21 protein-coding genes and 3 tRNA genes are annotated in these 26,027 nt (G+C 60.9%); 15 read left to right on the forward strand and 9 right to left on the reverse strand.

Going from position 1 to position 26,027, the window contains the following annotated elements:
- Window positions 1-209: 209 nt before the first annotated feature.
- The gene (locus AC4LFW_RS00490) at window positions 210-1,265 is read left to right on the forward strand and encodes a DUF2333 family protein (protein WP_491816878.1); all 1,056 of its coding nucleotides are present in this window, start codon (window positions 210-212) and stop codon (window positions 1,263-1,265) included.
- A 70-nt stretch (window positions 1,266-1,335) separates the two neighbouring features.
- Here the strand turns inward: AC4LFW_RS00490 and AC4LFW_RS00495 are convergent, their stop codons facing one another.
- The 4 genes from AC4LFW_RS00495 to AC4LFW_RS00510 all read right to left on the reverse strand — a co-directional run bounded on the left by AC4LFW_RS00495 (window position 1,336) and on the right by AC4LFW_RS00510 (window position 5,726).
- Window positions 1,336-2,676, reverse strand: coding sequence for a sigma-54-dependent transcriptional regulator (locus AC4LFW_RS00495; RefSeq protein WP_491816879.1), 1,341 nt, complete (start codon window positions 2,674-2,676; stop codon window positions 1,336-1,338).
- A 122-nt stretch (window positions 2,677-2,798) separates the two neighbouring features.
- Window positions 2,799-4,391, reverse strand: a complete 1,593-nt coding sequence (locus AC4LFW_RS00500) for a sensor histidine kinase (protein ID WP_491816880.1) — start codon at window positions 4,389-4,391, stop codon at window positions 2,799-2,801.
- Window positions 4,381-4,623, reverse strand: coding sequence for a PP0621 family protein (locus AC4LFW_RS00505; RefSeq protein ID WP_491816881.1), 243 nt, complete (start codon window positions 4,621-4,623; stop codon window positions 4,381-4,383). Before AC4LFW_RS00505 ends, AC4LFW_RS00500 begins: the two co-directional genes overlap by 11 nt.
- Before the next feature lie 98 nt (window positions 4,624-4,721).
- Window positions 4,722-5,726 carry an outer membrane protein assembly factor BamD gene (locus AC4LFW_RS00510; protein WP_491816882.1) on the reverse strand — a complete coding sequence of 335 codons (1,005 nt, stop codon included), beginning with the start codon at window positions 5,724-5,726 and terminating at the stop codon, window positions 4,722-4,724.
- Between the two features lie 293 nt (window positions 5,727-6,019).
- On the opposite strand from AC4LFW_RS00510, the gene rluD reads away from it, so the two are divergent.
- The 6 genes from rluD to AC4LFW_RS00540 all read left to right on the forward strand — a co-directional run bounded on the left by rluD (window position 6,020) and on the right by AC4LFW_RS00540 (window position 10,910).
- Entirely contained in the window at window positions 6,020-6,994 is a 975-nt protein-coding gene (rluD, locus tag AC4LFW_RS00515) for a 23S rRNA pseudouridine(1911/1915/1917) synthase RluD (protein ID WP_491816883.1), read from the forward strand.
- The gene (gene pgeF / locus AC4LFW_RS00520) at window positions 6,991-7,725 is read left to right on the forward strand and encodes a peptidoglycan editing factor PgeF (protein WP_491816884.1); all 735 of its coding nucleotides are present in this window, start codon (window positions 6,991-6,993) and stop codon (window positions 7,723-7,725) included. The genes rluD and pgeF overlap by 4 nt, the downstream gene beginning before the upstream one ends.
- A gap of 170 nt (window positions 7,726-7,895) precedes the next feature.
- Complete coding sequence (clpB, locus tag AC4LFW_RS00525) at window positions 7,896-10,460, forward strand: ATP-dependent chaperone ClpB (protein WP_491816885.1); 2,565 nt, start codon at window positions 7,896-7,898, stop codon at window positions 10,458-10,460.
- A 207-nt stretch (window positions 10,461-10,667) separates the two neighbouring features.
- Window positions 10,668-10,743 (forward strand) — tRNA-Asn (locus tag AC4LFW_RS00530).
- A 9-nt stretch (window positions 10,744-10,752) separates the two neighbouring features.
- A tRNA-Pro gene (locus tag AC4LFW_RS00535) sits at window positions 10,753-10,829 on the forward strand.
- Window positions 10,830-10,834: 5 nt separating this feature from the next.
- A tRNA-Lys gene (locus tag AC4LFW_RS00540) sits at window positions 10,835-10,910 on the forward strand.
- Between the two features lie 173 nt (window positions 10,911-11,083).
- Here AC4LFW_RS00540 and AC4LFW_RS00545 read toward each other — a convergent pair.
- From AC4LFW_RS00545 to AC4LFW_RS00555, 3 genes are all read right to left on the reverse strand, one after another.
- Complete coding sequence (locus tag AC4LFW_RS00545) at window positions 11,084-12,379, reverse strand: NAD(P)/FAD-dependent oxidoreductase (RefSeq protein ID WP_491816886.1); 1,296 nt, start codon at window positions 12,377-12,379, stop codon at window positions 11,084-11,086.
- A gap of 61 nt (window positions 12,380-12,440) precedes the next feature.
- Window positions 12,441-12,614 (reverse strand): DUF3094 family protein, encoded by a 174-nt coding sequence (locus tag AC4LFW_RS00550; protein ID WP_491816887.1) that lies wholly within the window; start codon window positions 12,612-12,614, stop codon window positions 12,441-12,443.
- A 137-nt stretch (window positions 12,615-12,751) separates the two neighbouring features.
- The gene (locus AC4LFW_RS00555) at window positions 12,752-15,037 is read right to left on the reverse strand and encodes a DUF1631 domain-containing protein (protein WP_491816888.1); all 2,286 of its coding nucleotides are present in this window, start codon (window positions 15,035-15,037) and stop codon (window positions 12,752-12,754) included.
- Window positions 15,038-15,357: 320 nt separating this feature from the next.
- On the opposite strand from AC4LFW_RS00555, the gene nadC reads away from it, so the two are divergent.
- Window positions 15,358-16,206, forward strand: coding sequence for a carboxylating nicotinate-nucleotide diphosphorylase (gene nadC / locus AC4LFW_RS00560; RefSeq protein WP_491816889.1), 849 nt, complete (start codon window positions 15,358-15,360; stop codon window positions 16,204-16,206).
- 36 nt (window positions 16,207-16,242) lie between these two features.
- Here nadC and AC4LFW_RS00565 read toward each other — a convergent pair whose 3' ends face one another.
- Window positions 16,243-16,674 (reverse strand): Z-ring associated ZapG family protein, encoded by a 432-nt coding sequence (locus tag AC4LFW_RS00565; RefSeq protein WP_491816890.1) that lies wholly within the window; start codon window positions 16,672-16,674, stop codon window positions 16,243-16,245.
- A 248-nt stretch (window positions 16,675-16,922) separates the two neighbouring features.
- Between AC4LFW_RS00565 and AC4LFW_RS00570 the strand changes: the two genes are divergently transcribed.
- The 3 genes from AC4LFW_RS00570 (at window position 16,923) to zapE (ending at window position 20,194) form a co-directional block, all read left to right on the forward strand.
- Window positions 16,923-17,552, forward strand: coding sequence for an alpha/beta hydrolase (locus AC4LFW_RS00570; protein WP_491816891.1), 630 nt, complete (start codon window positions 16,923-16,925; stop codon window positions 17,550-17,552).
- A 36-nt stretch (window positions 17,553-17,588) separates the two neighbouring features.
- Entirely contained in the window at window positions 17,589-18,947 is a 1,359-nt protein-coding gene (locus AC4LFW_RS00575) for a tryptophan--tRNA ligase (protein WP_491816892.1), read from the forward strand.
- A gap of 152 nt (window positions 18,948-19,099) precedes the next feature.
- Window positions 19,100-20,194, forward strand: coding sequence for a cell division protein ZapE (gene zapE, locus AC4LFW_RS00580; RefSeq protein WP_491816893.1), 1,095 nt, complete (start codon window positions 19,100-19,102; stop codon window positions 20,192-20,194).
- A gap of 155 nt (window positions 20,195-20,349) precedes the next feature.
- On the opposite strand, the gene AC4LFW_RS00585 is transcribed toward zapE, so the two are convergent.
- A complete protein-coding gene (locus AC4LFW_RS00585; RefSeq protein WP_491816894.1) occupies window positions 20,350-21,342 on the reverse strand; it encodes a GlxA family transcriptional regulator in 993 nt (330 codons plus the stop codon).
- A gap of 162 nt (window positions 21,343-21,504) precedes the next feature.
- Between AC4LFW_RS00585 and nfi the strand changes: the two genes are divergently transcribed.
- From nfi to AC4LFW_RS00605, 4 genes are all read left to right on the forward strand, one after another.
- Window positions 21,505-22,233 carry a deoxyribonuclease V gene (gene nfi, locus AC4LFW_RS00590; protein ID WP_491816895.1) on the forward strand — a complete coding sequence of 243 codons (729 nt, stop codon included), beginning with the start codon at window positions 21,505-21,507 and terminating at the stop codon, window positions 22,231-22,233.
- Between the two features lie 69 nt (window positions 22,234-22,302).
- Complete coding sequence (ampD, locus tag AC4LFW_RS00595) at window positions 22,303-22,854, forward strand: 1,6-anhydro-N-acetylmuramyl-L-alanine amidase AmpD (protein ID WP_491816896.1); 552 nt, start codon at window positions 22,303-22,305, stop codon at window positions 22,852-22,854.
- Between the two features lie 24 nt (window positions 22,855-22,878).
- Window positions 22,879-23,715, forward strand: coding sequence for a regulatory signaling modulator protein AmpE (gene ampE / locus AC4LFW_RS00600; RefSeq protein ID WP_491816897.1), 837 nt, complete (start codon window positions 22,879-22,881; stop codon window positions 23,713-23,715).
- A gap of 250 nt (window positions 23,716-23,965) precedes the next feature.
- Window positions 23,966-25,996: a methyl-accepting chemotaxis protein gene (locus AC4LFW_RS00605; RefSeq protein WP_491816898.1), complete on the forward strand. Its 2,031-nt coding sequence runs from the start codon at window positions 23,966-23,968 to the stop codon at window positions 25,994-25,996.
- Window positions 25,997-26,027 lie beyond the last annotated feature (31 nt).

Here is a 26,027-nt window from a genome sequence, read left to right on the forward strand (position 1 = left end):
CGATTCCTGGCCCGCTACGCTCGTTCCGCCAAGGCGCGATGGTGGCTGCATGCTACCACTGATCCAGCCAAGCAAAGGAGCCTGCATGGGCGCGCTGGTTCTCATTGTGCGATCAGCCAGGAGCAGCTGCGTTATAGTGAGCCACCTGCCGCAACGTCTCTGGCGTCCGGCTATCGAACCTCTGAAATCGAGAGAAGGACAAGATGCCCATGTTGGATTGGAGAAACCGCTTCGGCCGCCTCGGCTCAGCGGGAGATAACGCGACTGCAGCTGGATCGCGCCGCAATCCGTTACTGCTTGCTCTGGCCGTAGCGATCGGACTGTACCTGCTTGTGGCGATGGTTCTCGGCTGGTACTGGAGTCTCGAGCCGGATCGTTTTCCGGTTCAGCAGCACGTTCGGCAGGCTGCAGAGGCGTCGCAGCGGCAGATCGTCAACGGTTATACCACTGTCGAGACCCTCAAGCAGGTCGCCAGCACCTTGCTGGACAAGCCGGGCGGCTATCTGACCAATGACATTGCGCCTCCCGGACTCTGGCTCGACAACATGCCGAGCTGGGAATATGGCGTGCTGGTGCAGGTCCGTGATCTTTCCCGTGCCCTTCGCAAGGATTTCGCTCGTTCGCAGTCGCAGTCGACCGAGGATGCCGACCTATCCAAGGGCGAACCGCTGTTCAACTTCGACAACCGCAGCTGGGCCCTGCCTGCTACCGAGTCCGAATACCGCAACGGCATTCGTTATCTGGATCGCTATCTGGCGCGCTTGAGCGATCCGGTGCCAAAGGCCCAGTTCTACTCACGTGCCGATAACCTGAATAACTGGCTGGGCGATGCGGGCACCCGCCTGGGATCGCTTTCCCAGCGTCTATCGGCCAGTGTCGGTCGCGTCCGGCTGGATTCCACCCTGGCCCCGGAACTCGAGCGCCAGGGCGTGGTGCCCGAGGTGGAGGAGCAGCGGGTCGAAACGTCCTGGATGCAGATTGATAACGTCTTTTACGAAGCACGGGGCCAGGCATGGGCATTGTCCCACCTGCTTCGTGCTATCGAAGTCGATTTTGCCGACGTGCTGGCAAAGAAGAATGCGACGGTCAGCGTCCGGCAGATCATCCGTGAACTCGAAGCGGCCCAGGAGCCGTTGTGGAGTCCGATGGTGCTCAACGGCAGCGGATACGGTGTGCTTGCCAACCATTCGCTGGTGATGGCCAATTACATCTCTCGTGCCAACGCGGCGATCTTGGACCTGCGCAACCTGCTGTCGCAGGGATAAGCGCAGTCACAGACCGGGCGGGAACGGGTGTTGGCAGGCTGGCATGATCTCAGCGCCGGCTTGCTGCGGCCTAATCAAGACCGAGCTTTTTCAGGCGATAGCGCATGGAGCGGAACGAAAGGCCCAGTCGCTGGGCCGCCGCGGTACGGTTCCAGCGGGTTTCTTCCAGCGCCTGCATGATCAGTTTTCGCTCGACCTCCTCGAGATGGTCTTCGAGGTTATCGATCTGTGCCAGGCTGGCTTCCCCCGTGTCAGAACTGCTCGGTGCGTCCGACAGGCGCAGGTCGCTCGCCTTGATCTGCTCGCCTTCGCAGAGGGTATAGGCGCGCTCCAGCATGTTTTCCAGTTCGCGGACGTTGCCCGGGAACCGATAGCTTTGCAGCTTGGCCAAGGCATCAGGGTGCAGATGCGCAGGAGTATCGCCGCATTCCTGCGCAAGGCGGACGAGCATGGCGTCGGCCAGCTGGGCGATGTCTTCGCGACGCTCGCGCAAGGGGGGAACGCGCAGTTCGATAACGTTCAGGCGGTAATAGAGGTCCTGGCGAAAGCGCCCTGCCGCCACCTCGCTGGCGAGATCCTTGTGGGTGGCGCAGAGAATCCGCACGTCTACCACCACTTCCTTGGCGCCCCCGACGGACCGAACTGCCTTTTCCTGTATCGCGCGCAGCAGCTTGACCTGCATCGGCAAGGGGAGGTCGGCGACCTCGTCGAGAAATAGCGTTCCGCCGTTCGCTGCCTGGAACAGTCCGAGCTTGTCTTCTATCGCGCCGGTGAAGCTACCCTTTTTATGGCCAAAGAATTCGTTTTCCATCAGTTCTGACGGTATGGCACCACAATTGACCGGAACGAATGGATGCTCATGGCGGGGTCCTTGCTCATGTATCAATCGCGCCACCAGTTCCTTGCCGCTGCCCGACTCGCCGCTGATATAGACCGGTGCCTGGCTTCGGGCCAGTTTGCCGATCTGCTTGCGGAGCATGTTCATTGGTGGCGAGGCCCCCAGCAATCGGCTATCGACTGTGGAGTCCTCGAGGTTCGGTGCGCGCAGTCGAAGCGCGGTGTTGACCAGCTCGCGCAGACGCGAAAGATCGACCGGTTTGGTCAGGAAGTCGAAGGCGCCAGCCTTGAGTGCGCCTATGGCGGTGTCCAGGCTGCCATAGGCGGTGATCATCGCCACCGGTAGCTGCGGGTACCGCTGCTGGATGAACTGCACCAGTTCCAGGCCGCTCCCGTCCGGCAGCCGCATGTCGGTAAGGCAGAGATCGTAGTGCTCGCGCGCCAGGCAGTCGCGGGCTTCCTTGAGGTTGCGGGCGCTACGGGTGTCGAGCTTCATCCTGCCGAGGGTGATCTCCAGGAGTTCCCGGATGTCGGGTTCATCGTCAATGATCAACGCTTTCTGGCGGACGGTCATGGTTTCGATCTTTCAACTGCAGCGGTGGATGCCAAAGGCGAGGGCAACAATGTTAACGCTACAACGCCCCCTTTGTACTGCGGCCCTGACCGATGTGTGACTGGCTGCAGCCTCTGCTCGCTCTAGCCTTGTTTTCGCGGATGAGCAAAGACAATACGAAAGCAGCTGCCGCCTTCGTCCCGTGTCCGGTAGTCGAGCCGGGCCTGGTTGCTTTCGCATAGCTCGCGAGAGATGTACAAGCCCAGTCCGGTGCCTTTGCTCTCGGTGGTGAAAAAGGGTTCGAAGATGTTCTGCACGTCCTCATCCGCAACGCCCGGACCATCGTCGAGCACTTCAAGAACCGGAAGATCGCTTGCTTCGTCGCGAAACAGTCGCAGCCAGACCTGTGCCTGGTCGTGTGTCTGACCGCTATAGCGCAACCCGTTCTGGACCAGGTTGGTCAGCACCTGGATAAGCTGGTTGGGGTCCATGCGCGTCTGTAGCGAGCTGCCCTGAGTCTCGACATGCACCTGCTGGCCCGCTGGAAGTGTGGTGCGCAATTCGCTGGCGAAGCGGTGCGCCCAGTATTTCAGATCCAGCAACTGCGGCTCGGCCTGGCGTCTACGGGACAGCTGCAGAACGTTTTCGATGACCAGATTCATGCGCCGTGAATGATCCTGGATGATCTGTGCCAGGCGCTGGTCGGCAGGATCCAGCGCTTCGGACTCCTGTAGCAGCTGCGCCGCATGGCTAATGGCCCCCAGGGGGTTGCGGATCTCGTGGGCAATGCTCGCGGTCAGTCGGCCGAGCGAAGCCAGCTTCAGTTGCTGGGCCTTCTGTGCGATTTGCGAGGTGTCCTCAAGGAACACCAGCGTATCCTGCGCCACGCCATGCTGGAGCGTGGCAAAGCTGGGCTGCAGCGTGGCACCGTCTGGGGTCGCCTTGAAATGTCGCGGTCGCAGGGTGGGATTGTCGCGCCATTGCTGAAGGCCCCTGATCAGCTCGGGGCAGCGTGGCGCCAAGCGTTCACCGGCTAACGACTCCTGACCAAGCAGCTCCAGCGCACCCTGGTTGGCCAGCAGTACGCGTTGTTGCGGATCAAGCACGAGGATGCCGGTACGCATGCGTTGCAGAATCTGGGCGTTCAGCGCTTCAAGGTTGGCTACTTCCTCTGCTCGTTGGCGAGCCAGTGTCTCGCTGACCTGCAGTCGTTGCGTCAGTCCTTGAACCAGTAGGGCCGAAGCAAAGCACAGCGTGCCGAGCGCAGCGGCCTGTACGTACTGGCTGCTTGCCGCGGTATCGTGGAGGCTGAGATAGAAGGTGAGGTAAATCAGCCCTGTAGCCGCGACAGCTGCAATGAAAAAGCCGACGCGGCCCCGCAGCAGGATATTGGCAATGGCAACCGCGACGATCAGCAGGTTGCCTATTCCACTGGGCGTGCCGCCGGCAAAGTAGAACAGCGCAGCGAGCAGCGTGACGTCCAGAAGTGCAAGGGCGAGCACTGGTAGCTCGCGCTTGGGGTTCTGTATCAGGACGGCGATCAGAATGTTGAGAATCAGATACAGCCAGGCACCGTAATGAAAGGCAGCCGGGTTGATCATGCGCATCAGGTCGCTGTGCAGGTCGCTGCTGATAAGCAGCACCAGCACCAGGCCGATTGCGACGCGATACAGGTGATAGAGCCGAAGAATGCGCCGGCCCTGATAACCCAGGAAAGTCAGGCGTTCAATGCCCACCCGACTTGCTGCCTTGTTCCAGGTGCGCCTGGCTGCAGTACCACAGGCCGCGGTCTGGCAGTGCTTGTTCCTGCGGCACATGCACACCGCATTGCGCGCAACGCACCATGCTCAGTGTGGTCTGTTCCGGCTTCGGTTTGCTCGCAGCGCCGGGCTTGTCGGTGAAGCGTCGCCATAGCCAGAACGCCGCGGCGATAAGGATGATCCAGAACAACAGACGAAACAGACCCATTTCTATCTTCCCGGCAAAGCCATGGGCCGCCTGTAGGCAGGTGCCCTGCATCGCGCTGTTCAGGGCGGCAAGGTCGCCGCCGGTGAGTGTCGGTATGCTTAGTCGAACAGGCCGAAGGTCATGTAGCTCCACCAGGAGCGCCCCTGGCGCTGCTCGTCGTCAGATTCTTTTTCGGCTTCCCGGAGCACCGGACGCAGTTCATCGGGAAGGTCCTGAGCCGCGGTTTCATATTGACGTACGACGTCGCGGTTAGCTTGAGAACTATCCGGGGCTGCGTTTTCGGTTTCGATCAGGCCGAGCGTTGCACGAGACAGCCAGCTGCGGTTGTCGGCTTCCTGCTCCCTGGGAACGAACTGCCCGTCCTGCAGGCTCGGATGCTCTGGGTAATTAAGCTTCAGTGTGTCCAGACTCGTATTGGCCAGCTCGTCGAGACCAAGGCGCTGATAAGCCTCGGTCATGACAGCCAGGCCGTCGCCCACGGCCGGTGTGCCCTGGAAGTTTTCTACTACATAGCGACCACGGTTCGCCGCAGCTACGTAGGCCTGGCGGCGCAGGTAGTAGTCGGCTACGTGGATCTCGTTGGCGGCCAGCAGGTTGCGCAGGTAGACCATGCGGGCCTTGGCGTCCGGTGCGTAGCGGCTGTTGGGGAAGCGGCTGGTCAGCTGTGCGAACTCGTTGAAGGAGTCACGTGCAGCGCCGGGGTCCCGCTTGGTCATGTCCAGCGGCAGGAAGCGTGCAAGCAGGCCGCGGTCCTGGTCAAACGAGGCCAGCCCTTTCAGGTAATAGGCATAGTCGACACTCGGATGCTGCGGATGAAGGCGAATGAAACGCTCCGCAGCCGAGCGGGTCGCTTCTGGTTCGCTGTTGCGGTAGTAGGCGTAGATCAGCTCCAGCTGCGCCTGTTCGGCAAAGCGGCCGAAGGGGTAGCGCGATTCCAGTGCCTTGAGCTTGTTGATGGCGCTGGTATAGCTGTCATTGTCCAGGTCGGCCTGCGCCTGCCGGTACAGTTCCGTCTCGCCGAGATTTTCGCTGATGCTCTCATTCGAGGAGCAGGCAGCTGTAAGGGCGAAAATGGCGATCAGCAGCAGGTGTTTCACGTGCATGGCGGCTTGCGTCCCTGTGACGGCTGGCTGTCTCGCGCGGAGCCGTCCTGTTATGATGAGCGCCCCGGTTGACCGGGGCAAAGACGCCGTATTTAACCACAAGCCTGATGACGAAACCAAAAGGCTAACCCCTGGCGGATCACGCTTGCGATTGCTGGACGCCGTTGATCCGGTTGCGATTGTGCATTGACACAACCTGCGAGCGCGGCCAGGCGGGCTTTCGGCGCAAGGGCTCGTTTTGGTCACGTCATGACCCCAAGCCTCCTTTCTCTACTTTGAAGTGCTCTCAATCTATGTCGACAATCTCAACGCAGGCCATCCAACTACGCGCTGAGGTGCCGTTCGATCTCGGCGGGCAGCGCCTCGATCAGGTTGCGGCGCAGCTGTTTTCCGAACATTCCCGCTCGCGCCTGGCTGCGTGGATCAAGGATGGCCAGCTTACTGTCGACGGCGCCTCGTTGCGGCCGCGCGATACTGTACATGCCGGCGCCATTCTGGAGCTCTCTGCGGAGCAGCAGGCCCAGGGCGAATGGGTAGCGCAGGATATACCGCTGGACATCGTGTTCGAAGATGACCACATCCTCGTGCTGAACAAGCCCGCCGGCTTGGTGGTGCATCCCGCCGCTGGCCATGCCGACGGCACGTTGCTCAACGCTCTTTTGCATCATGTTCCTGATCTGATCAACGTGCCGCGTGCGGGTATCGTGCACAGGCTGGACAAGGACACCACCGGGCTGATGGTGGTGGCCAAGACGCTGCAGGCGCAAACGCGTCTGGTCGAACAATTGCAGGCACGCAGCGTCAGCCGGATCTACGAGGCCATCGTCATCGGCGTGATCATTACCGGCGGCACGGTAGATGCGCCGATCGGCCGGCATGGCCAGCAGCGCCAGCGCATGGCTGTCGTCGAAAGCGGCAAGCCTGCCGTCAGTCATTACCGGGTGCTCGAGCGCTTCCGTTCGCATACGCATGTGCGAGTCAAGCTTGAGACCGGTCGCACGCACCAGATTCGTGTGCACATGACGCATCTTGGCTACCCGCTGGTGGGTGATCCGCTCTATAGCGGACGGTTCCGCATTCCGCCCGCAGCGAATCCGACAATGGTGCAAACCCTGCGCGACTTCCCTCGCCAGGCTCTGCACGCACGTTTCCTGGAGCTGGATCACCCGTTGACTGGTGAGCGCCTTAAATGGGAATCGCCATTGCCGGACGATTTCGTCTGGCTGCTGACCTTGTTGCAGCAGGACCGCGAGGCATTCGTCGGGTGAGCGACTGGCCTGACGATTGGCTTATTCCCGACTGGCCGGCGCCCTCATGGGTCAAGGCCTGCGTCACCACGCGCAGCAGCGGTGAAAGTACGCCTCCCTTTGATAGCTTCAATCTGGGTGATCATGTCGGCGACACCGCGGCTGCGGTAGTGGCGAATAGACAGCAGCTGGAACGGGCGCTCGGGTGTCAGCCGGCCTGGATGAAACAGGTGCATTCCAATCGTGCGGTAAAGGCCGACCCGCAACACTGTCCCGTCGCAGACGCCAGCTGGACGGATGCATCAGGCGTCGCCTGTGCGGTGCTGACCGCAGATTGTCTTCCTGTGCTGTTTTGCGATCTGGCGGGAACCCGTGTGGCCGCTGCGCATGCCGGGTGGCGCGGGCTGTCAGCGGGGATGCTGGAAGCTACCGTGGCGGCCATGGGCGTCCCAGGGAACGAGCTGATGGCCTGGCTGGGACCTGCAATCGGTCCCGACGCCTTCGAAGTCGGCGGGGAGGTGCGCGAGGCGTTCGTATCACAGCATGGGGCCGCGACCGCTGCCTTCATTCCCAGTCGCAACGCCGGCCGCTACATGGCGGATATTTACCACCTGGCCCGTATCCGCCTCGCTGCATGCGGGGTCACGGCCGTCTCTGGTGGTGGATTCTGTACCTTCAACGATCCCCGCTTCTACTCCTACCGCCGTGCTCCGAGCACTGGGCGCTTTGCCAGCCTGATCTGGCTTGCCTGAACACTTCTGCGGTTCCTGACGCGCTGCCGTGCGGCCGGGTACGGAGATGACCTGGATCAATGCGATCCTGCTTGAATATCCAACAAACAGCCTTATCTATGTTTCATCTCGCAGGCTTCGTTCGAGGTGCGATTGTGCGCGCCGGCCTGCCTTACTAGAAAGGTGATTACATGCGTATCGATCGTCTTACCAGCAAGCTTCAGCTTGCGCTCTCCGATGCCCAATCCGTCGCCGTTGGTCTTGATCATCCCTCCATCGAGCCGTTGCATCTGATGCAGGCGCTGCTCGATCAGCAGGGTGGGTCGATCAGGCCGCTGCTTATGCAGGTCGGCTTTGACATCAATGGCTTGCGCCAGGCGCTGACCAAGGAACTGGACCAGCTGCCCAAGCTGCAGAACCCCACTGGCGACATGAACATGTCGCAGGACCTGGCTCGCCTGCTCAACCAGGCCGACCGGCTGGCGCAGCAGAAGGGTGACCAGTACATCTCCAGCGAGCTGGTATTGCTCGCCGCGCTGGACAGCAATACCCGTCTGGGCAAGCTGCTGCTGGCGCAGGGGGTGAGCAAGAAGGCGCTGGAAAACGCCATCAGCAATCTGCGCGGCGGCGACGCAGTCAATGATCCCAATGCCGAGGAATCGCGCCAAGCGCTGGACAAGTACACCGTAGACATGACCAAGCGCGCCGAGGACGGCAAGCTCGACCCAGTGATCGGTCGCGACGACGAGATCCGCCGGACCATACAGGTGCTGCAACGGCGCACCAAGAATAACCCGGTACTCATCGGTGAGCCTGGTGTGGGCAAGACCGCTATCGTCGAAGGGCTTGCCCAGCGCATCGTCAATGGCGAAGTGCCGGACGGACTCAAGGACAAACGCCTGCTCGCGCTGGACATGGGATCGCTGATTGCTGGCGCGAAGTTCCGCGGCGAGTTCGAAGAGCGGCTCAAGGCGGTGCTCAATGAGCTCGGCAAGCAGGAGGGCCGCGTCATACTCTTCATCGACGAATTGCACACCATGGTCGGCGCCGGCAAGGCCGAAGGCGCCATGGATGCCGGCAACATGCTCAAGCCGGCATTGGCGCGTGGCGAGCTGCATTGTGTCGGCGCCACAACCCTGGATGAGTACCGCCAGTACATCGAAAAGGACGCCGCCCTTGAGCGGCGCTTTCAGAGGGTGCAGGTGGATGAGCCTAGCGAGGAAGACACCATTGCCATCCTTCGCGGCCTCAAGGAGCGCTACGAAGTGCACCACGGCGTTTCGATCACCGATGGCGCAATCATCGCGGCGGCCAAGCTGTCTCATCGTTACATCACCGACCGCCAATTGCCCGACAAGGCGATCGACCTGATCGACGAAGCGGCCAGTCGAATCCGGATGGAGATCGACTCCAAGCCGGAAGAGCTGGATCGTCTCGATAGGCGCCTGATTCAGCTGAAGATCGAGCGGGAGGCGTTGAAGAACGAAGACGATGACGCAACCAGGAAGCGCTTGGCCAAGCTGGACGAAGAAATTGTCAAGCTGGAGCGCGAATACGCCGACCTTGAGGAAATCTGGAAGTCCGAAAAGGCCGAAGTGCAGGGGTCGGCTCAGATGCAGCAGCGGATCGAGCAGGCCAAGGCCGACTTGGAGGCTGCTCGTCGTAAGGGCGATCTGTCGCGGATGGCCGAGTTGCAGTACGGCATCATTCCCGATCTGGAGCGCAGCCTGCAGATGGTCGACCAGCACGGCAAGACCGAGAACCAGCTATTGCGCAACAAGGTGACCGACGAGGAAATCGCCGAGGTGGTCTCGAAGTGGACCGGCATCCCAGTGTCCAAGATGCTCGAAGGCGAGCGCGAGAAGCTACTTAAAATGGAAGACCTGCTGCACCAGCGTGTGATCGGACAGCACGAGGCGGTCGTATCGGTCGCCAATGCAGTGCGTCGATCGCGCGCCGGGTTGGCCGATCCGAATCGTCCGAGTGGTTCCTTCCTGTTCCTGGGCCCGACTGGCGTCGGCAAAACCGAGCTGTGCAAGGCACTGGCAGAATTTCTCTTCGATACGGAAGAGGCCATGATCCGCATCGACATGTCCGAATTCATGGAGAAGCATTCGGTTGCTCGCCTGATCGGGGCTCCGCCGGGCTACGTCGGTTACGAGGAAGGCGGGTACCTGACCGAGGCTGTCCGTCGCAAGCCTTATTCCGTGGTCCTGCTCGATGAGGTCGAAAAGGCACATCCTGACGTATTCAACATCCTGCTGCAGGTACTGGAGGATGGGCGTCTGACGGACAGCCATGGGCGGACGGTCGACTTCCGTAACACCGTGATCGTGATGACATCGAATCTGGGCTCAAGCCAGATACAGGAGCTGGTGGGGGATCCCGATGCGCAGCGTGCCGCGGTGATGGATGCAGTAAGCAGCCACTTCCGTCCCGAGTTCATCAACCGTATCGACGAGGTTGTGGTATTCGACCCGCTGGCTCGCGATCAGATTGCCGGCATTGCGCGGATACAACTTGGTCGCTTGCGTCAGCGCCTGGCCGAGCGTGAGCTGAGCCTGGAGCTGAGTGACGAGGCGATGGACAAGCTGGTTGCGGTTGGCTATGACCCCGTCTATGGCGCGCGGCCGCTGAAGCGAGCCATTCAGCGCTGGATCGAAAACCCGTTGGCGCAACAGATACTGTCCGGCGAATTCGAGCCTGGAAGGAGCATCTCGGGCAAGGTGGCGGGCGATGAAATCGTTTTTGCCTGATAGGAGGTGGGCTGGCACTGCTCTCTGGAGCGGTGCCAGCGGTGCCATGGCAAGCCAAGCGCAGCGGAACCCGGGTATCGTGCAAGACATTGTAGTAAATCGTATTTTTTGTGTTGACAGCAGCGCCGAGAACCGTAAAATGGCGCGCCTCTAAGGGCGGAATGCAAAGCGGTAAAGCAGGCCACCTGAAGAGCTGGAAGTTGCAGTTCCGCGATAGCTCAGTCGGTAGAGCAAATGACTGTTAATCATTGGGTCCCAGGTTCGAGTCCTGGTCGCGGAGCCAAATTCCTATCGGGGTATAGCGCAGTCCGGTAGCGCGCCTGCTTTGGGAGCAGGATGTCGGGAGTTCGAATCCCCCTACCCCGACCAATTTTGGGTCGTTAGCTCAGTTGGTAGAGCAGTTGGCTTTTAACCAATTGGTCGTAGGTTCGAATCCTACACGACCCACCAAACGGTCTCGCTAGAGACCCAAAAAAACCGGGAGGTCCCATGCGGATCTCCCGGTTTTTTTATTGTCTGGGATTCGCTCCCTCCGCGGGAGTTTCGGTGCAATGCCGGCTCTTTACTCATGGCCGTTGCAGGCGCCGGCGCTGCCAGATGAAGGCGCCGGCGATGCTCATCGGTCAGTGCAGCTTCAGGCGTGGGACGGTGCTGGTGCTGAGCTTGTCGCCGATCATCATCAGCGCAGTGCGGGCCATTCCGTACAGTGCGATCTGGTGCATCCGATACAGCGAGATGTAGAACATTCGCGCCAGCCAGCCTTCCAGCATCACGTTGCCGGTGAGATTGCCCATCAGGTTGCCTACAGCAGAAAAGCTCGACAGCGAAATGAGTGAGCCGTAATCCCGGTAGCGATAGCTGGGTAGCTCCTTGCCTTGCAGGCGCAAGGCGATGGATTTGGCCAGCATCGACGCCTGCTGATGGGCGGCCTGGGCGCGTGGCGGGACGTTGCGATCGCTGTCCGGCTGCGGGCAGGCTGCGCAGTCCCCAAAGGCAAAGATATTGTCGTCGCGTGTGGTTTGCAGCGTTGGGCGCACCACCAGCTGGTTGATGCGATTGGTCTCCAGGCCGTCGATCTCGTGAAGAAAGGCGGGCGCCCTGATGCCTGCAGCCCAGACCTTGAGGCTGGCTGGGACAAAATGCCCGTTTTTGGTGTGCAGGCCCTCGGCGGTCACTTCGCTGACTGCTGCGTCGGTGAGCACGGTGACACCCAGATCTTTCAGTGTCTGGTGGACGGGCTGGCTGATTCGCTCCGGCAATGCCGGTAGTACCCTTGGGCCTGCCTCTATCAAGGTGATATGCACATCTTCGGGCTTGATGCCGTCCAGGCCGTAGGCCGCCAGCTCACGCGCGGCATGATGCAGTTCTGCAGCAAGTTCTACGCCCGTCGCGCCTGCCCCGACGATTGCCATGTCTATAACGCTGTGTCGGCCTTCGCTGGCATGTGCCCGCATGTAGTGGCTCAACAGGTCCCGGTGAAAACGCTCGGCCTGGGCGCGGGTATCGAGAAATATGCAGTGTTCGGCCGCACCCTTGGTGCCGAAGTCGTTTGTCATGCTGCCAACCGAGATCACCAGAGTGTCATAGCTAAGCAAGCGAGCGGGTACGAGTTCGACGCCGTGCTCGTCGAACGAGGCGGCAAGGTGTACGCACTTGCGCTCGCGCTCAAGGGCGCTCATGCGGCCCATTTGGAACTCGAAATGGTTCCATTTGGCCTGTGCAACATAGTTGAGCTCATCGGCTGATGAATTCAGCGAGCCCGCGGCGACTTCGTGCAGCAAGGGCTTCCAGATGTGCGTGAGATTGGCGTCTATCAGCGTGACGCGGGCCTTGCCGCGTCTGCCCAGGGTTCTACCCAGGCGGGTAGCAAGCTCCAGGCCGCCGGCGCCGCCGCCGACGATTACGATGCGATGTGTCATGACATGAACTCATAAGGCTTCTGGGAATACAGGAGGCGCACCGGATTGAAGAGGTTGGGCTTCATAGCACCAGGCGGCTGAGGAGGCGGCTCAACAGTCCCAGGCCGATCACGACTGCCAGTACCAGTACCAGGAGCAGCCATGGACGAAAAGGCCGGCGCTCGACTTGGTGCTGGGGTGCGCTGAGGTATTGGTCAACGCGTTTCTGGTCTTCAGGATTCAGGCGGCTGGGCATACGCACCTCGAAAAGAATGGATTCATTCTAGCGGTGCGACGCTAAAAGCCAAGCGCCGCCGGTTCCGGGCGTGTCCGCCAGGACGGAGCGGGGCAGAGCCGGTGCGGGAGTGAGCGGTGGTTTCGCTGATCGAGGCGTTATCGGCCGTTGTTTTTCAGGCTGCGCAGGTTGCCAATAACCGACTCCAGGGCGCGATCGAACAGCAGCGCGTCGTTGAGCAGGCGAATTGCGCCGCGGCGAAACTCGATGGCGAGCCCCATACGGGTCTTTTCCAGAACTTTCATGCCGGTGCGGTTGACGAAAATGTACTTGCCGGTGGGTTTGATAACTGCCGCCAGCTTGCAGCGCAGCTTGTGTTCCTCGTCTTCCTGAAATTCGACCCAGCTGCCGACTCGCAGGTTGTCAACCTGAGTCAGTGCCTCGTCGTTATCGGCAAGATTGATCTCAGGCTCCTGTTCACGGCTCTCGCCGGGCGCCAGCAGAACGATTTCCTCGACGACTTCGACCATCGCGGACTTGCCTGGGGCTTCCTCGTCAGCCGCTTCGCGTGGCGGCAGCACCAGCTTCTGTTCAGGGCCGGTTTCAGTGTCGCTGTGCGCAGCCCCCGGCGCCACCGTCACGGGGCGTTTGTACTGTTCCAGCGTCTGAACATGCAGGGCTTCGAGCTGAGTAAAGAATTGGCTCGTGGAGAACGGATCGAAAGCCGCGCTGACCAGGCCTTCGCGTAGCTTCCTTAGCAGGCTCGGCACTAGCTGCAACAGGCGGGCCCTGGACGCTGGATCGTCATGGGGCTCGACGCTCCATATCAGGTCATCCATGGTGACCAGTGCGGACTGCCATTGCTCGGACTCGGTGTCATGCTTCAGGCAGGTCAGCAGCAGCACCTTGCTCCAGGCCTCCTGTAGCAGGCGTACCACTACTTCTGGAAGCGTTTTGCCCAGCAGGCGCTGATTCAGGGCGTGCTCAACCTTCTGGCGTGCCATCTCGGCCTTGGCGCGGCCTTCCTCGGCGTCCCGGGTGCGCTGTTCGAGAAGCTCGCTACGGCGGCGTTCGTCGCCGGTAAATGCGAGAAAGTCGGCAAGCAGCTCGGAAAATATCGAGGGATCATCAACGAAATCGTTGAGCAGGCGCGCCACGACCTGTTCGATCTTCTGATAGAGGGTGTCTCGCTGAGCTTCGTCCTGGTCACCCCAGCCCATGGCTGCCGACGCGATTTCGTTGAGCAGCCGGCGGGCTGGATGGCTGCCACGGCTGAAGAAGGTCTTGTCCAGTACGGCCACCTTGAGCACCGGTATCTGCAGGCGGCCGATGAGTGCTTTCAGGGAGTCGGGTAGTGTGCGGTCATCGAGAATGAACTCGAACAGCATGGAGACCAGGTTGATGACGTCTTCGTCCATTTCCCCGACCACACGTGACTTGCCGCTTTTGGCACTGATGCGATGAAGTAGCTGCTCCAGCTGCCCCTGAAGGTCTAAATCTTCGACTCGTAGCGGGGCCCGTGTCTGCAGGTGCGACAGCAGGCGCATCAGGTCGTTACTGGTTATCGGCACGGCATCGCTGGGAGTGTTGCGTGCAGGAAGGGCGCTTCCGCGTAGCTCTGATAGCAGGCTCTGCAGGGCGCCGAATGCTTCCTGCAGGCTCTCTTCGTCGGCATGCATAGCATGGCCGCTGTAGCCCATCGTGGTCGAATTGGTGCCCGGTGCGCCCTGGCGGTTCGGAGCGCGGCGGGGTGGCGAGGACTGCAGTTCAGGCAAGACGCCGGCGGCCACCAGAGCCTGGTTCGACTCGGCATAGAGTTGGTCGAGGTCTGCCAGTACATAGCGCTCGAAGAGCTTGAGGATGATCAGCTTGACCTTGATGTCAACGCCTAGGGTGCTGCACGCCTCCAGAAAGGACTCGCAGAGTTGCTGCGGGCCGAGCGGGTTGGACTTGTCGTCGAGCTTTCTGCTGACCATCGCGTTCATGCGCGTGGTCAGGTGGCTGAGCGGTTGAGCGGCGCGACTCTTGACCTTGGCAACCATGGTGTCGACTGCAACCGTTTCTTCCAGCTCGTCGTTCTGCACCAGGGCCAGGCTTTCAAAGGAGGCGTCCTGTTGCGCAGGTTTGCCGATCTCGTACTGGTTGAGCCTGGCAAACGATTCGAAGACCTGCTGCAAAAAGCCGCGCTCGATGCTGCGGCGCTTCATGCGCAGGTCGCGCATGGCCTCGAAGAATGCGTTCTGTTCAGCGTTGCTGGTGGCGCGGTCGGCGATTTCGAACAGGGAGTCGTCGGCGTTATCGAACAGGGTCTGCAGTGCCAGGCGCAGCTGTTGGGCAGCCTTGTCGCGCACGCTGATAAGCGCGACAGGTAGCCTGCCGGCCGGCGTGGACTGTTTTTGCTCAGGGGCAGCCTTGAGGTGCACCACTTTCGCATCGGTTCGCATCGAGACTCTCCGGTCGCCTGCTTCGGGCGCTCAACAACACGTAGCATGCCGCTGATGGGGTAGGGCAACGGCTAGTGAATAGTGGCAAACCGCCATTTCGGTGGCGTCAATTTCAAATCGATTATAGGCTTTTTTGTCAGTCAGCCCGCGCGGATTTTTGTTGGACATGATCCAGCTCACAGATACTCAGAACTAATCCTACAGGCGGTCTGAAATCCGCATGTGAATACCATCGTGACGGTGTGGACTCAGTTACGACGAGCGCTGCGACATCTTCAAGGCAGGCTTTATACTCTCGCCGAACTACAAGGGAGCCCGTCGTGACCAACCTCACTATTGCGGACATTTCCGCTGAAATCGAAACCAACGTACGCCGGGCCCTGGCCGAAGACGTGGGCAGTGGTGATATCACTGCGCAGCTGATTCCGGCGGAGCGGCTTGCTCATGCTTCGGTCATCACACGCGAGGCGGCAGTGGTCAGCGGCAGCGCCTGGGTCGACGCCGTGTTCAGGCAGCTGGACCCAAGAGTAGCAGTGCATTGGCTGGTGACTGATGGTGAGCGGGTTGCCGCCAATCAGGTGCTGTTCCAGCTCGAAGGGCCGGCGCGTGCTTTGCTCACTGGTGAGCGCACTGCTTTGAATTTTCTACAGACCTTGTCCGGGGTCGCTACCCGCTGCCGCTACTATGCCGATCTGGTAGAGGGAACAGGCGTGCGCCTGCTCGACACCCGCAAGACCCTTCCGGGATTGCGCCTGGCGCAGAAGTACGCGACCACCTGCGGAGGCTGCTACAACCATCGCATCGGTCTGTACGACGCATTTCTGATCAAGGAAAACCACATCGCAGCGTGCGGCGGGATCGCCGAGGCGGTGGCTGCCGCGCACCGGATCGCACCCGGAAAACCGGTGGAGGTCGAGGTCGAGAGTCTCGACGAGCTGGAGCAGGCGCTGAGGGCCGGCGCGGATATCGTGATGCTTGACGAATTAAGCCTGGAGGAAATGCGCACTGCGGTCGGTCTCGCCGCCGGGCGAGCAAAACTGGAGGCGTCTGGCGGGATCGACGAGCAGACGTTACGAGAGGTCGCCGCGACTGGCGTCGACTATATTTCGATCGGTGCCCTTACCAAGCATGTGCGGGCGATCGACCTGTCGATGCGTCTGAAGCATTAGCCGCCAAGGCGGCCCTGAGTGGGCCGCCAAAGCAGGTTAGTGCTTGCTCTTGAGACCAAAGTTTTCGTGCAGTGTGCCGGGAACGTCCGAATCCTTTGGCGCGTAATCCTTCGGCGGCTCTGTGAAGCTGGGCGGGTTGAGGCGTTCGCGCGGGCTATGGCTTTCCTGGGCGTGAAGCGCTGCAAGCAAACGCTGCCGGGTTTGCTCATCCAGCGCGAGCTTGTCGGCGCCTTCGGAGAGGTGCTCCTGCATGTCCTTGTAGCTGTTGGTCAGCTTGCGCAGCAGACTTGCCGTCGTGTTGAAATGGGTAACCACTTCGCTTTGATAGGTGTCCAGGCGCTCCTGCAGCTCATCCACCTGACGCTGTGTGCTGTTCGGTGAGCTGTTACGGGCAATCAGATAACCAATGGCGATGCCGGCAATCACGCCAACGATCGGGAGCAACCAGGTCGCGAGGGTCTGTTCCACGAGTCCTTCCTCTAAATAAACGGCTGTGCTGTTCTAACCGTGAAATCGCCATGTGCAATTGGTCTGTCAGCCTGACTGTCGCGCCGCGGTGCGGCAGAAATCCGGTCTGCATTACCCGGTGCGGTGGTTTTTCCACGGCCTGATACGTTAACGTCTCGTACCTGCTCTGTATACCGCAGCGCGATGCGGCGGTTTCAGCCAGGCTTAAAGCAAGACGAGTCGACTTATCTCAAGGTCACGGAGCCACTTTGTTGAAACGCGAAACTCCCATTTCCATCGAGGGGCCGGCCGGTGTGCTGGAAGGCCTCTGTTTCGATCAACCCGATGCGCGCGGGCTGGCGCTGATCTGCCACCCTAATCCGGTCAAGGGCGGCACCATGCTCAACAAGGTTGTGTCGACGTTGCAGCGCACCGCGAGGGATGCCGGGTATGTCACGTTGCGTTTCAATTTTCGCGGTGTGGGCGGCAGCGCAGGCAGCCATGACATGAACTCTGGTGAAGTCGATGACGCCGAGGCGGCACTGGGTTGGCTGAGGGCACGATACCCGGATTTGCCGCTGACCCTCCTTGGGTTTTCGTTCGGTGGCTTCGTCGCGGCCGCCCTGGCCGGCCGTATCGAGGCTCGTGGTGAGTCGCTGGAACGGCTGTTCATGGTAGCGCCGGCTGTATCGCGGCTGGCGGATCAACCGCTGGCTGAGCGCTGCGCCCTCACCATCATCCAGCCGGACGATGACGAGGTGATAGATCCTGCCTCGGTGCACAGCTTCTCAGCCGAGCTTCAACGCCCCCACGAACTGCTGAAAGTGGCAGAATGCGGCCACTTTTTCCACGGCAAGCTGGTGGAGCTCAAGGACCTGGTCTCGCCGCGGCTGGGTTAGTTTCGCCAGGCCGCGCTGACCCATCGAGACGACTGTATGAAAACCCGAATTCTCACCGGTATCACCACTACGGGCACCCCGCATCTGGGCAATTATGCCGGAGCCATCCGACCGGCCATTGTGGCCAGCCGCGAAGCCGATGCCGATTCCTTCTATTTCCTTGCCGACTACCACGCCCTGATCAAGTGTGACGATCCGCAGCGCATTCAGCAGTCGCGCCTGGAGATCGCGGCCACTTGGTTGGCGTGCGGCCTGGATGCCGAGCGCGTCACCTTCTATCGCCAGTCGGATATCCCTGAAATACCCGAGCTGACGTGGCTATTGACCTGCGTAGCCGGCAAGGGCTTGCTCAACCGTGCGCATGCCTACAAGGCATCCGTGGACAAGAATCTGGAGAAGGGCGACGACCCGGATGCCGGCATCACCATGGGCCTGTTCAGTTATCCCGTGCTGATGGCCGCGGACATTCTCATGTTCAACGCCCACAAGGTGCCGGTCGGCCGTGATCAGATCCAGCACGTCGAAATGGCGCGCGACATCGGCCAGCGCTTCAACCACCTGTTTGGCAACGGCAGGGAACTGTTCACGCCCCCTGAGGCAGTGATCGAAGAGAGCGTGGCGACCTTGCCAGGCCTCGATGGCCGCAAGATGTCGAAGAGCTACGACAACACCATCCCGCTGTTCGCCAGTGCGAAGCAGCTTAAAAGCACCATTGCGCGCATCGTCACGGATTCTCGGCTCCCAGGCGAAGCCAAGAATCCTGACGACTCGCATCTGTTCACTCTCTACCAGGCATTCGCCACTCCGGACCAATTGGCAGCTTTCCGTACCGAACTGCTGGATGGGCTTGCCTGGGGCGAGGCGAAGCAGCGTCTGTTCGAGCTGCTGGACAGCGAGCTTGGCGAAGCGCGTGAACGCTATCAGGCTCTCATGACCCGTCCCGGTGAGCTGGAAGACATTCTCCAGGCCGGCGCAGCGAAGGCTCGCAAGGTGGCGACGCCCTTTCTCGGCGAGCTGCGCGAGGCTGTAGGCCTGCGCAACTTCCGCAGCGACGTGAAGAGCACTGCCCCAGCCAAAAAGAAGGGAGGCAAGACAGCTCGTTTCGCCAGCTTCCGCGAGACGGATGGCAGTTTCCGCTTTCGATTCTTCGCGGCTGACGGAGAGGAGTTGCTCCTGTCGCGTGGATTCAGCGATCCCAAGGCCATTGGCATCGTTACCCAGCGCCTGATTGCGCAAGGAGTCGACGCCCTGGAGCTTCGTGCCGACGAAGACAACCAGTTCACCTTGTGGCTGGACGGTGAATGCCTGGCCGACAGTCCCTGCCATGCCGATGAGCAGGCGCTCGAAGCGGCCATGCTGCGTGTGCGCCAGGCCTTGGCGACATTAATCGCCTGATCCTGACGGAGCTCGCCGACCGCTAAGCGGTCGGCTGTCTCCAGGTTCTCCCTATTCATCCGAGGCTCGAGCGCTTGAACGATCTGCCTAAATTGCCAAGCACTGAAGGCGCGGCTAAAGTGTCGGCCCCGTTTCACTACCCAGACCCCGCCATGACCCCTCTTGAGCGCTATCAGGCAGACCTGAAACGTCCTGACTTCTTTCACGACGCTGCCCAGGAAACTGCTGTGCGTCACCTGCAGCGTCTGTATGACGATCTGGTGGCAGATGACCGCACGAAATCCGGACTGCTGGGCAAGCTGTTCGGCAAGAAGCACCAGGAGCCTGTGAAAGGGCTGTATTTCTGGGGCGGCGTTGGCCGCGGCAAGACCTATCTGGTCGATACCTTTTTCGATGCATTGCCGTTCGAACAAAAGACGCGTACGCATTTCCACCGCTTCATGAAGCGTGTGCACGAGGAAATGCGCACGCTCAAGGGCGAGAAGAACCCGCTGACCATCATTGGCAAGCGATTCGCCGACGAATCGAGGGTGATCTGTTTCGACGAGTTCTTCGTGTCGGACATCACCGACGCGATGATCCTTGCAACGCTGCTTGAAGAGCTGTTCAAGAACGGTGTCAGTCTGGTGGCCACATCCAACATCGTGCCGGATGGCCTGTACAAGGACGGCCTGCAACGCGCTCGCTTCCTGCCTGCCATCGAGTTGCTGAAAAAGCATACCGAGATCGTCAACGTCGACAGCGGCATCGATTATCGTCTGCGAGCGCTCGAACAAGCCGAGCTCTATCACTTCCCGCTTGATGCCGAGGCGGAGCAGAGCCTGGAGAAGAGCTTCCGCAGCCTGCTGCCGGAAAAATGCAAGGTTCAGGAAAACGAAGCCCTGACGATCGAGAACCGTGAGATCGTGGCGCGCAAGGTTGCCTGCGGTGTCGCCTGGTTCGAATTCCGGGTGCTGTGTGACGGCCCGCGCAGCCAGAACGATTACATCGAACTGGGCAAGATCTTCGATGCGGTGCTGGTTTCCAACATCGAGCGGATGGATGTGGCCAAGGACGACATGGCACGGCGCTTCATCAACATGGTGGACGAATTCTACGACCGCAACGTCAAGCTGATCCTGTCTGCCGAGGTGGAACTGAAGGACCTGTATGCCGGCGGGCGACTCGAATTCGAGTTTCAGCGAACCCTGAGTCGTTTGCTCGAGATGCAGTCCCACGAGTACCTGGCGCGACCGCATAAGCCCTAGAGATGCAGCTGGAAGCCTGAAGCTGGAGGCATGAAGCAAGAGCGAAAAGCTTGTCAGTATCGCGACTGCGGCCACGCTTCCAGCTTCCAGCTTCCAGCTTCCAGCTTCCAGCTTCCAGCTTCCAGCTTCCAGCTTCCAGCTTCCAGCTTCCAGCCCTAACCGCTCTTATGCCGATACTGCTGCCGATACTGATTCGGCGACAGTTCGGTGTGCTGCCTGAACAGCCGGGCAAAGAAGCTGGCATCGTCATAGCCGACTTCATAACTGATAGTCTTGATGCTCTTGCGAGTGGTAGACAGCAGGCTTTTGGCGGTTTCGATCCGCAGCCGCTGCAGGTAATGCAGTGGTTTGTCCCCGGTGGCGCTCTGGAACCGGCGCATGAAGTTGCGGATGCTCATGCCGTGATCCCTCGCCACGTCCTCGAAGCGGAACTTGTCGGCGAAATGCTCTTCCAGCCACTCCTGAATCTGGAGAATGCGGGTATCCAGATGAAGCTTCTGCCCGCCGAAGCCGATACGGCCGGGGCTGTAGCTACGCTGAACCTCGAACAGGATGTCCCGTGCCATGCCCTGGGCGATGTGCGCACCGCAGAATCGCTCCACCAGATGGATATACAGGTCGCAGGCTGAGGTGGTGCCGCCGGCGCAGTAGAGGTTGTCGCTGTCGGTCAGATGCTTCTCGGGCGTGAAGATGACCCGCGGAAAGCGCTCGGTGAATTCCCGCGCGAAGCGCCAGTGGGTGGTGGCTTCGCGTTCGTCCAGCAAACCGGCCGCAGCCATCCAGAACGCCCCTGTGGCTTCGCCACAAATGGCGCTACCGGCGGCGTGGCGCTCCTGTAGCCAGGGCGTCACCTCTGGATATCGACGGCCGAGCCCATCGAAATCGCCCCAGAATGCAGGGAGAATGACCGCATCCGCTTCACCCAGTGCGCCGTCCACGGCCATGAGGGTGCCACTGAAGGTGGTGACGGGCTGTCCGTCGGGACTGACCAGCAGGGTCTCGAAAGCAGGCTTCAGTTCCAGCCCCAGCTGCTTGCCGTAACGCAAGCTGGCCATGTGAAAGAAATCCTTGGCGTGCAGGAGGGTGGATCCGAACACCCCTTCGGTGGCAAGAATACTGATGCGTTTCAATGATTGGGCGGTGCGCATGCGTTGTCTTCTAAGCAGCCTGATTGTTTTTATAAGGGCAAAGCAGGGTGAATCTGCCGCTGTACGGCAGGAGCGTCTTATTTTTCTGCCTGTCTGTCCAGTCGCAATCGGCTCGCTGCGCCGGAAACGTCCAGGGCACCCTCTCGCTCAATGAGGAATGAGATGACTACAGATCAACCTGAAGATCGTCCCGAAGCCTTCGTCAGCTGGGACGGCAATACTGCCGCAGCGCGGGAAACCCAGCAGAGGCTGGCCGGGCGCGTGCGGTTGGAGGATGATTTCGGCCCGCTGCGAATCATTGCGGGCGTGGACGTGGGTTTCGAAGAGGGTGGCGCCATCACCCGCGCCGCAGTGGTGCTGCTCGATGCCGAGACCCTCGAGCTGCTGGAACAGGCAGTGGCGCGGATTCCGACCTGCATGCCCTATATTCCCGGTCTGCTTTCGTTCCGTGAATTGCCTGCCGTGTTGCAGGCACTCGATTCGCTGAAGCTGCGGCCTGATCTGGTTTTCTCGGATGGGCACGGCATCGCCCACCCGCGCGGCCTGGGAATCGCTGCGCACCTCGGTGCGATCACGGGGCTGCCGACCATCGGCGTGGCGAAGAAGATACTTACCGGCCACCATGAGCCATTGGGTGAAGGTCGCGGTGCCCTGGTCGATCTGCTGGACAAGCAGGAGCGGGTGATCGGCACCGTGCTGCGCAGCAAGGACAAGGTCAGGCCCCTGATCATCTCGCCGGGCAATCGTGTCAGCTTGGCGACTGCGCCAGGGCTGGTGATGCGTTTCGTTACCCGTTACCGCCTTCCCGAACCGACTCGACTGGCCGATCGTCTCGCTTCGCGTCGCGATGAGAAACGCGGCGGGCCGAGGGCTTCAGCCGAACGGGGCTAGCGTGACTTGCGGCCATCCAGCGGCAGGCGCTAGCCTTCAAGCCCCCATATTCACCCAGGTTGATCTGCGATGCAGTTGGATCATGCGACTGGCTGGTGCCGAGGCATTCGCCATTGCCCCTCGCCCAACTTCAATCAACGCCCCGATGGTGAGATCTCGCTGCTGGTGATCCACAACATCAGCCTGCCGCCGGGGTGCTTCGGGACGGGCAAGGTTCAGCAGTTCTTCCAGAACTGTTTGCCCACCGCTGAACATCCGTTCTTCGAACAGATATCCAGCCTGCAAGTGTCCGCGCACTTCCTCATCGAGCGTGATGGGGCGATCACCCAGTTCGTCTCTTGCCTTGATCGTGCATGGCATGCGGGCATTTCCCGTTTTGGCGAACGGGAAGGCTGCAATGATTTTTCACTGGGAATCGAGCTGGAGGGCACCGATGACCAACCCTTCAGTGAAGAGCAGTACGCCAGCCTGATCCGCCTCTGCTCGGTGCTACAGCAAGCCTATCCGGCAATCACCCCTGAACGCGTATGCGGGCACAGCGACATAGCTCCCGGGCGCAAGACCGACCCGGGTCCTGCTTTCGAGTGGCAACGCCTGCGGGCAGTCTCGATCGTCGCTTGAGCCCGTTTCCAAAGGATTCGATAAATGATTTTTCTCGTGCTTCTGCTGGTGTTGCTGATTGACAAACTCACTGACTGGCGCAGCGACGTACAGCAGGATGGGCCCTGGCTGAACCTGCTACGGCGGGTTGAACAGCATTCAGGCCTGATGGCCCATCCTTGGCTGAGCCTGATGGTGGCCGTGCTGTTGCCGGTGCTGGTGCTCGGTTTGCTGCTGATGGCCCTGCAGCCCTTGGCTTACGGCTGGCTCAGCTTGCCGCTGCACCTGCTGGTGGTGCTGTACAGCCTTGGCCGCGGCCACGACAAACGTGAGCTTGGGACCTTTAGAGACGCCTGGCGCCGGGGTGACGACGAAGCGGCAGCGTTGGTCGCCGAGCGAGATCTGGGGTTGAGTGCTGCAGATGCGCCTAGCCTGTTGCGCGCTGTCGAGGCACAACGGTTGTGGCGCAGTCATCAAGGCTTTTTTGCGGTGATCTTCTGGTACGTATTACTCGGCCCCGTGGCGGCGCTGGCTTACCGACTGCTGTCGCTGACGGTTGCCCATTCGCAGCGTGATGACCTGGCTGAGCGTGCGAGCCAGTTGTTGCACGCCTTCGACTGGCTGCCGGTGCGGGTGCTGCTGGCCAGCTGCGGCCTGGTTGGCAATTTCGTCGCGGCCAATCGCGCCCTGCTGCCCGAGCTGCTGCACTGGGACATCCCTGCGCGGCAACTGCTGGCAGATGTCGGCCCGGCTGCCGCGGACCTCCGCGAGCCTCTCGAGGGTGATGCGGGTATCGCTCGGCTCGACAGCATCGCCGCGCTGCTGGTGCGCACCCGGATGCTCTGGTATGCGGCCATCGCGCTCTGGATCATTGTGATCTGATGTTCGCCAGGTCCGCTTCCTTTGCGGGCCTTCTGTTCCGGTGAGCCCTCGGCGCTTGCGCCGATAAGCGCGGTGGATATGCCGGAATCGGCGGGCCTTCTGCCAATTGTGGAGATATCACCCTGCCACTATCTTAAGTTGCGCGTGGCCCTTCCGATATCTCATACGAGTGTCCGCTCGGCCTCTGCTTGGGCACGCTGCGACAGCTTCGATGCCGTCGGTATTACAACAAGAATCAGGGAGACGTCTTTTGAAAAGCCTGCTGCATCCCGCTATCGCGTTGATGAACCGCCTGAGCTTCGGCATGAAGTTCAGCCTGATCAGCGTGCTTTTCTTCGTTCCCATGTTGCTTACCAATTTTTACCTGGTACGTGATTCGTATCGGGAGTTCGTCGGTACGCGTACGGAGCTGCAGAGCCTCGAGTTGCTGGGCGCAACCTTGCAGTTGCGACGCGAAATGGAAGATTGGAAGGACCTGGTCGAGATCGAGGGCATCATCGGCCAGAGCGGTGAAGTCCAGGCGCTCGCCACTCGTCTGGCCAACGCCGAGCGCGAGCTGACGTCGCGCATACAGAGCCTCGCCCCCGTCAGCGAAAACTCCGAGCAGGTGGCGGAATTCACAAGCCGCCGCGATGAGATCGACGCGGCCCTGCGTGAGGCCCAGGCGCAGCAATCGCTACAGGCGAAGGCCGCCATGGCCCGAGCGCTGCTGGGTAAGGCGCAGGTCTTGATCAAGCTGGTCGCTGGCCAGTCCGGGCTCAGCCAGGACAGTCAACGCGACGTCCGCATGCTCGCCGAACTCCTCTCGTCGGTAACACCGGCTATCACGGCAACCTTGGGCGAGGGCCGTGCGGTTGGCTCTTATACCTTCGGCCAGGGATATCTCAATTCCGACGCCAGCAACAAGCTGGACGATCTGCTGCTGGAGCTTGAAAAGCAGCAAGCGCAATACGGTGCCCAACTGCAGGATGTGCTGGGCAGTAGCCCCGCCGCGCAGAGCCAGCTCGAGAGCCACGCCACTGCCAGTCGCGGCTCTCTGCAGTCGAGCAGCGACATCTTTCAGGATCAGGTGATCATGGCCGAGGCGCTGGATCAGCCCTGGGAAAATTTCTACGACCTGATCAGCACCGAGATGGCGAAAACCTATGCGCTCAACGACGCCATCCTCGCCTTCCTGGATGACCAGCTCGAGCAGCGCCTGGAACAGAAGCGATTACTGATGGTGCTGCTGCTGGCCGCACTGGCAGTGGTGTTTGTACTGATCGTCTACCTCTACAGCGCGTTCTATATGTCTACCCGTGCATCGTTGCGCAGCCTCGGCGCGACCATGGACCGAGTGGCGGCAGGGGATATGACCGCGCGTTTCAAGGTGCAAAGCCGCGACGAGCTGGGTGAGCTGGGGCAGGTGTTCAACGAGACGGTGTCGAGAATCCGCGAACTCATCGAGCGCGTCGGGCATACAGTGGGTGAAGTAGAGCGTCAGGCTTCGCGCGTGGAAACCGTCTCTGGCGAGAGCAACCAGACGGTGTCGGAGCAGCGCGGGCAGATCGAGCAGGTCGCCACGGCAATGAACGAGATGTCGGCGACCGCGCAGGAAGTGGCCACCAGTGCTGAAGCCGCAGTGGGCAGCGCCCAGAGTGTCAATGAGGAAACCCTCAGCGGCCGGCATCTGGTCCAGGCGCAGGTGGGCGGCATTGAGCGCCTGGCTGCGGAGATCGAACAGTCGGTCCAGGTGATCAACCAGCTGGCAGGCGACAGCAAGGCCATCAGCCAGGTGCTGGATGTCATCAAGGGTGTGGCCGAGCAGACCAATCTGCTGGCGCTCAATGCCGCAATCGAGGCGGCGCGAGCGGGCGAACAAGGGCGCGGCTTCGCTGTGGTGGCCGATGAGGTGCGCAGCCTGGCCAAGCGCACCCAGCAGTCCACTGCGGAAATCGAGCAGATGATCGCCAAGCTGCAGGGCGGTGTTGGCGCTGCGGTGAAAACCATGCACGCCAGCCATGTGATGGCCGAGGAAACCGTCGGTCAGTCATCCCAGGTCCAGCAGGCACTTGAAAACATCCTCAACGCGGTCGGCATCATCGTCGATCAGAACCAGCAGATCGCGGCCGCCGCCGAACAGCAGACCGCCGTCGCCCACGATATCGATCGCAACATTGTCGCGATCAACGAGGCCGGCCAGCGAACCGCCGAGGGCGCAGGCCATACCGAGCAGGCGAGTCGTGAACTCACCGAGCTGGTCGCCCGGCTGCAGCAGTTGATCGGGGCGTTTCGCGTCTGACCAACAACGCTGGGGCGGGTTTACGTACGGG

Source organism: Stutzerimonas sp. C6.4V, assembly GCF_058536345.1.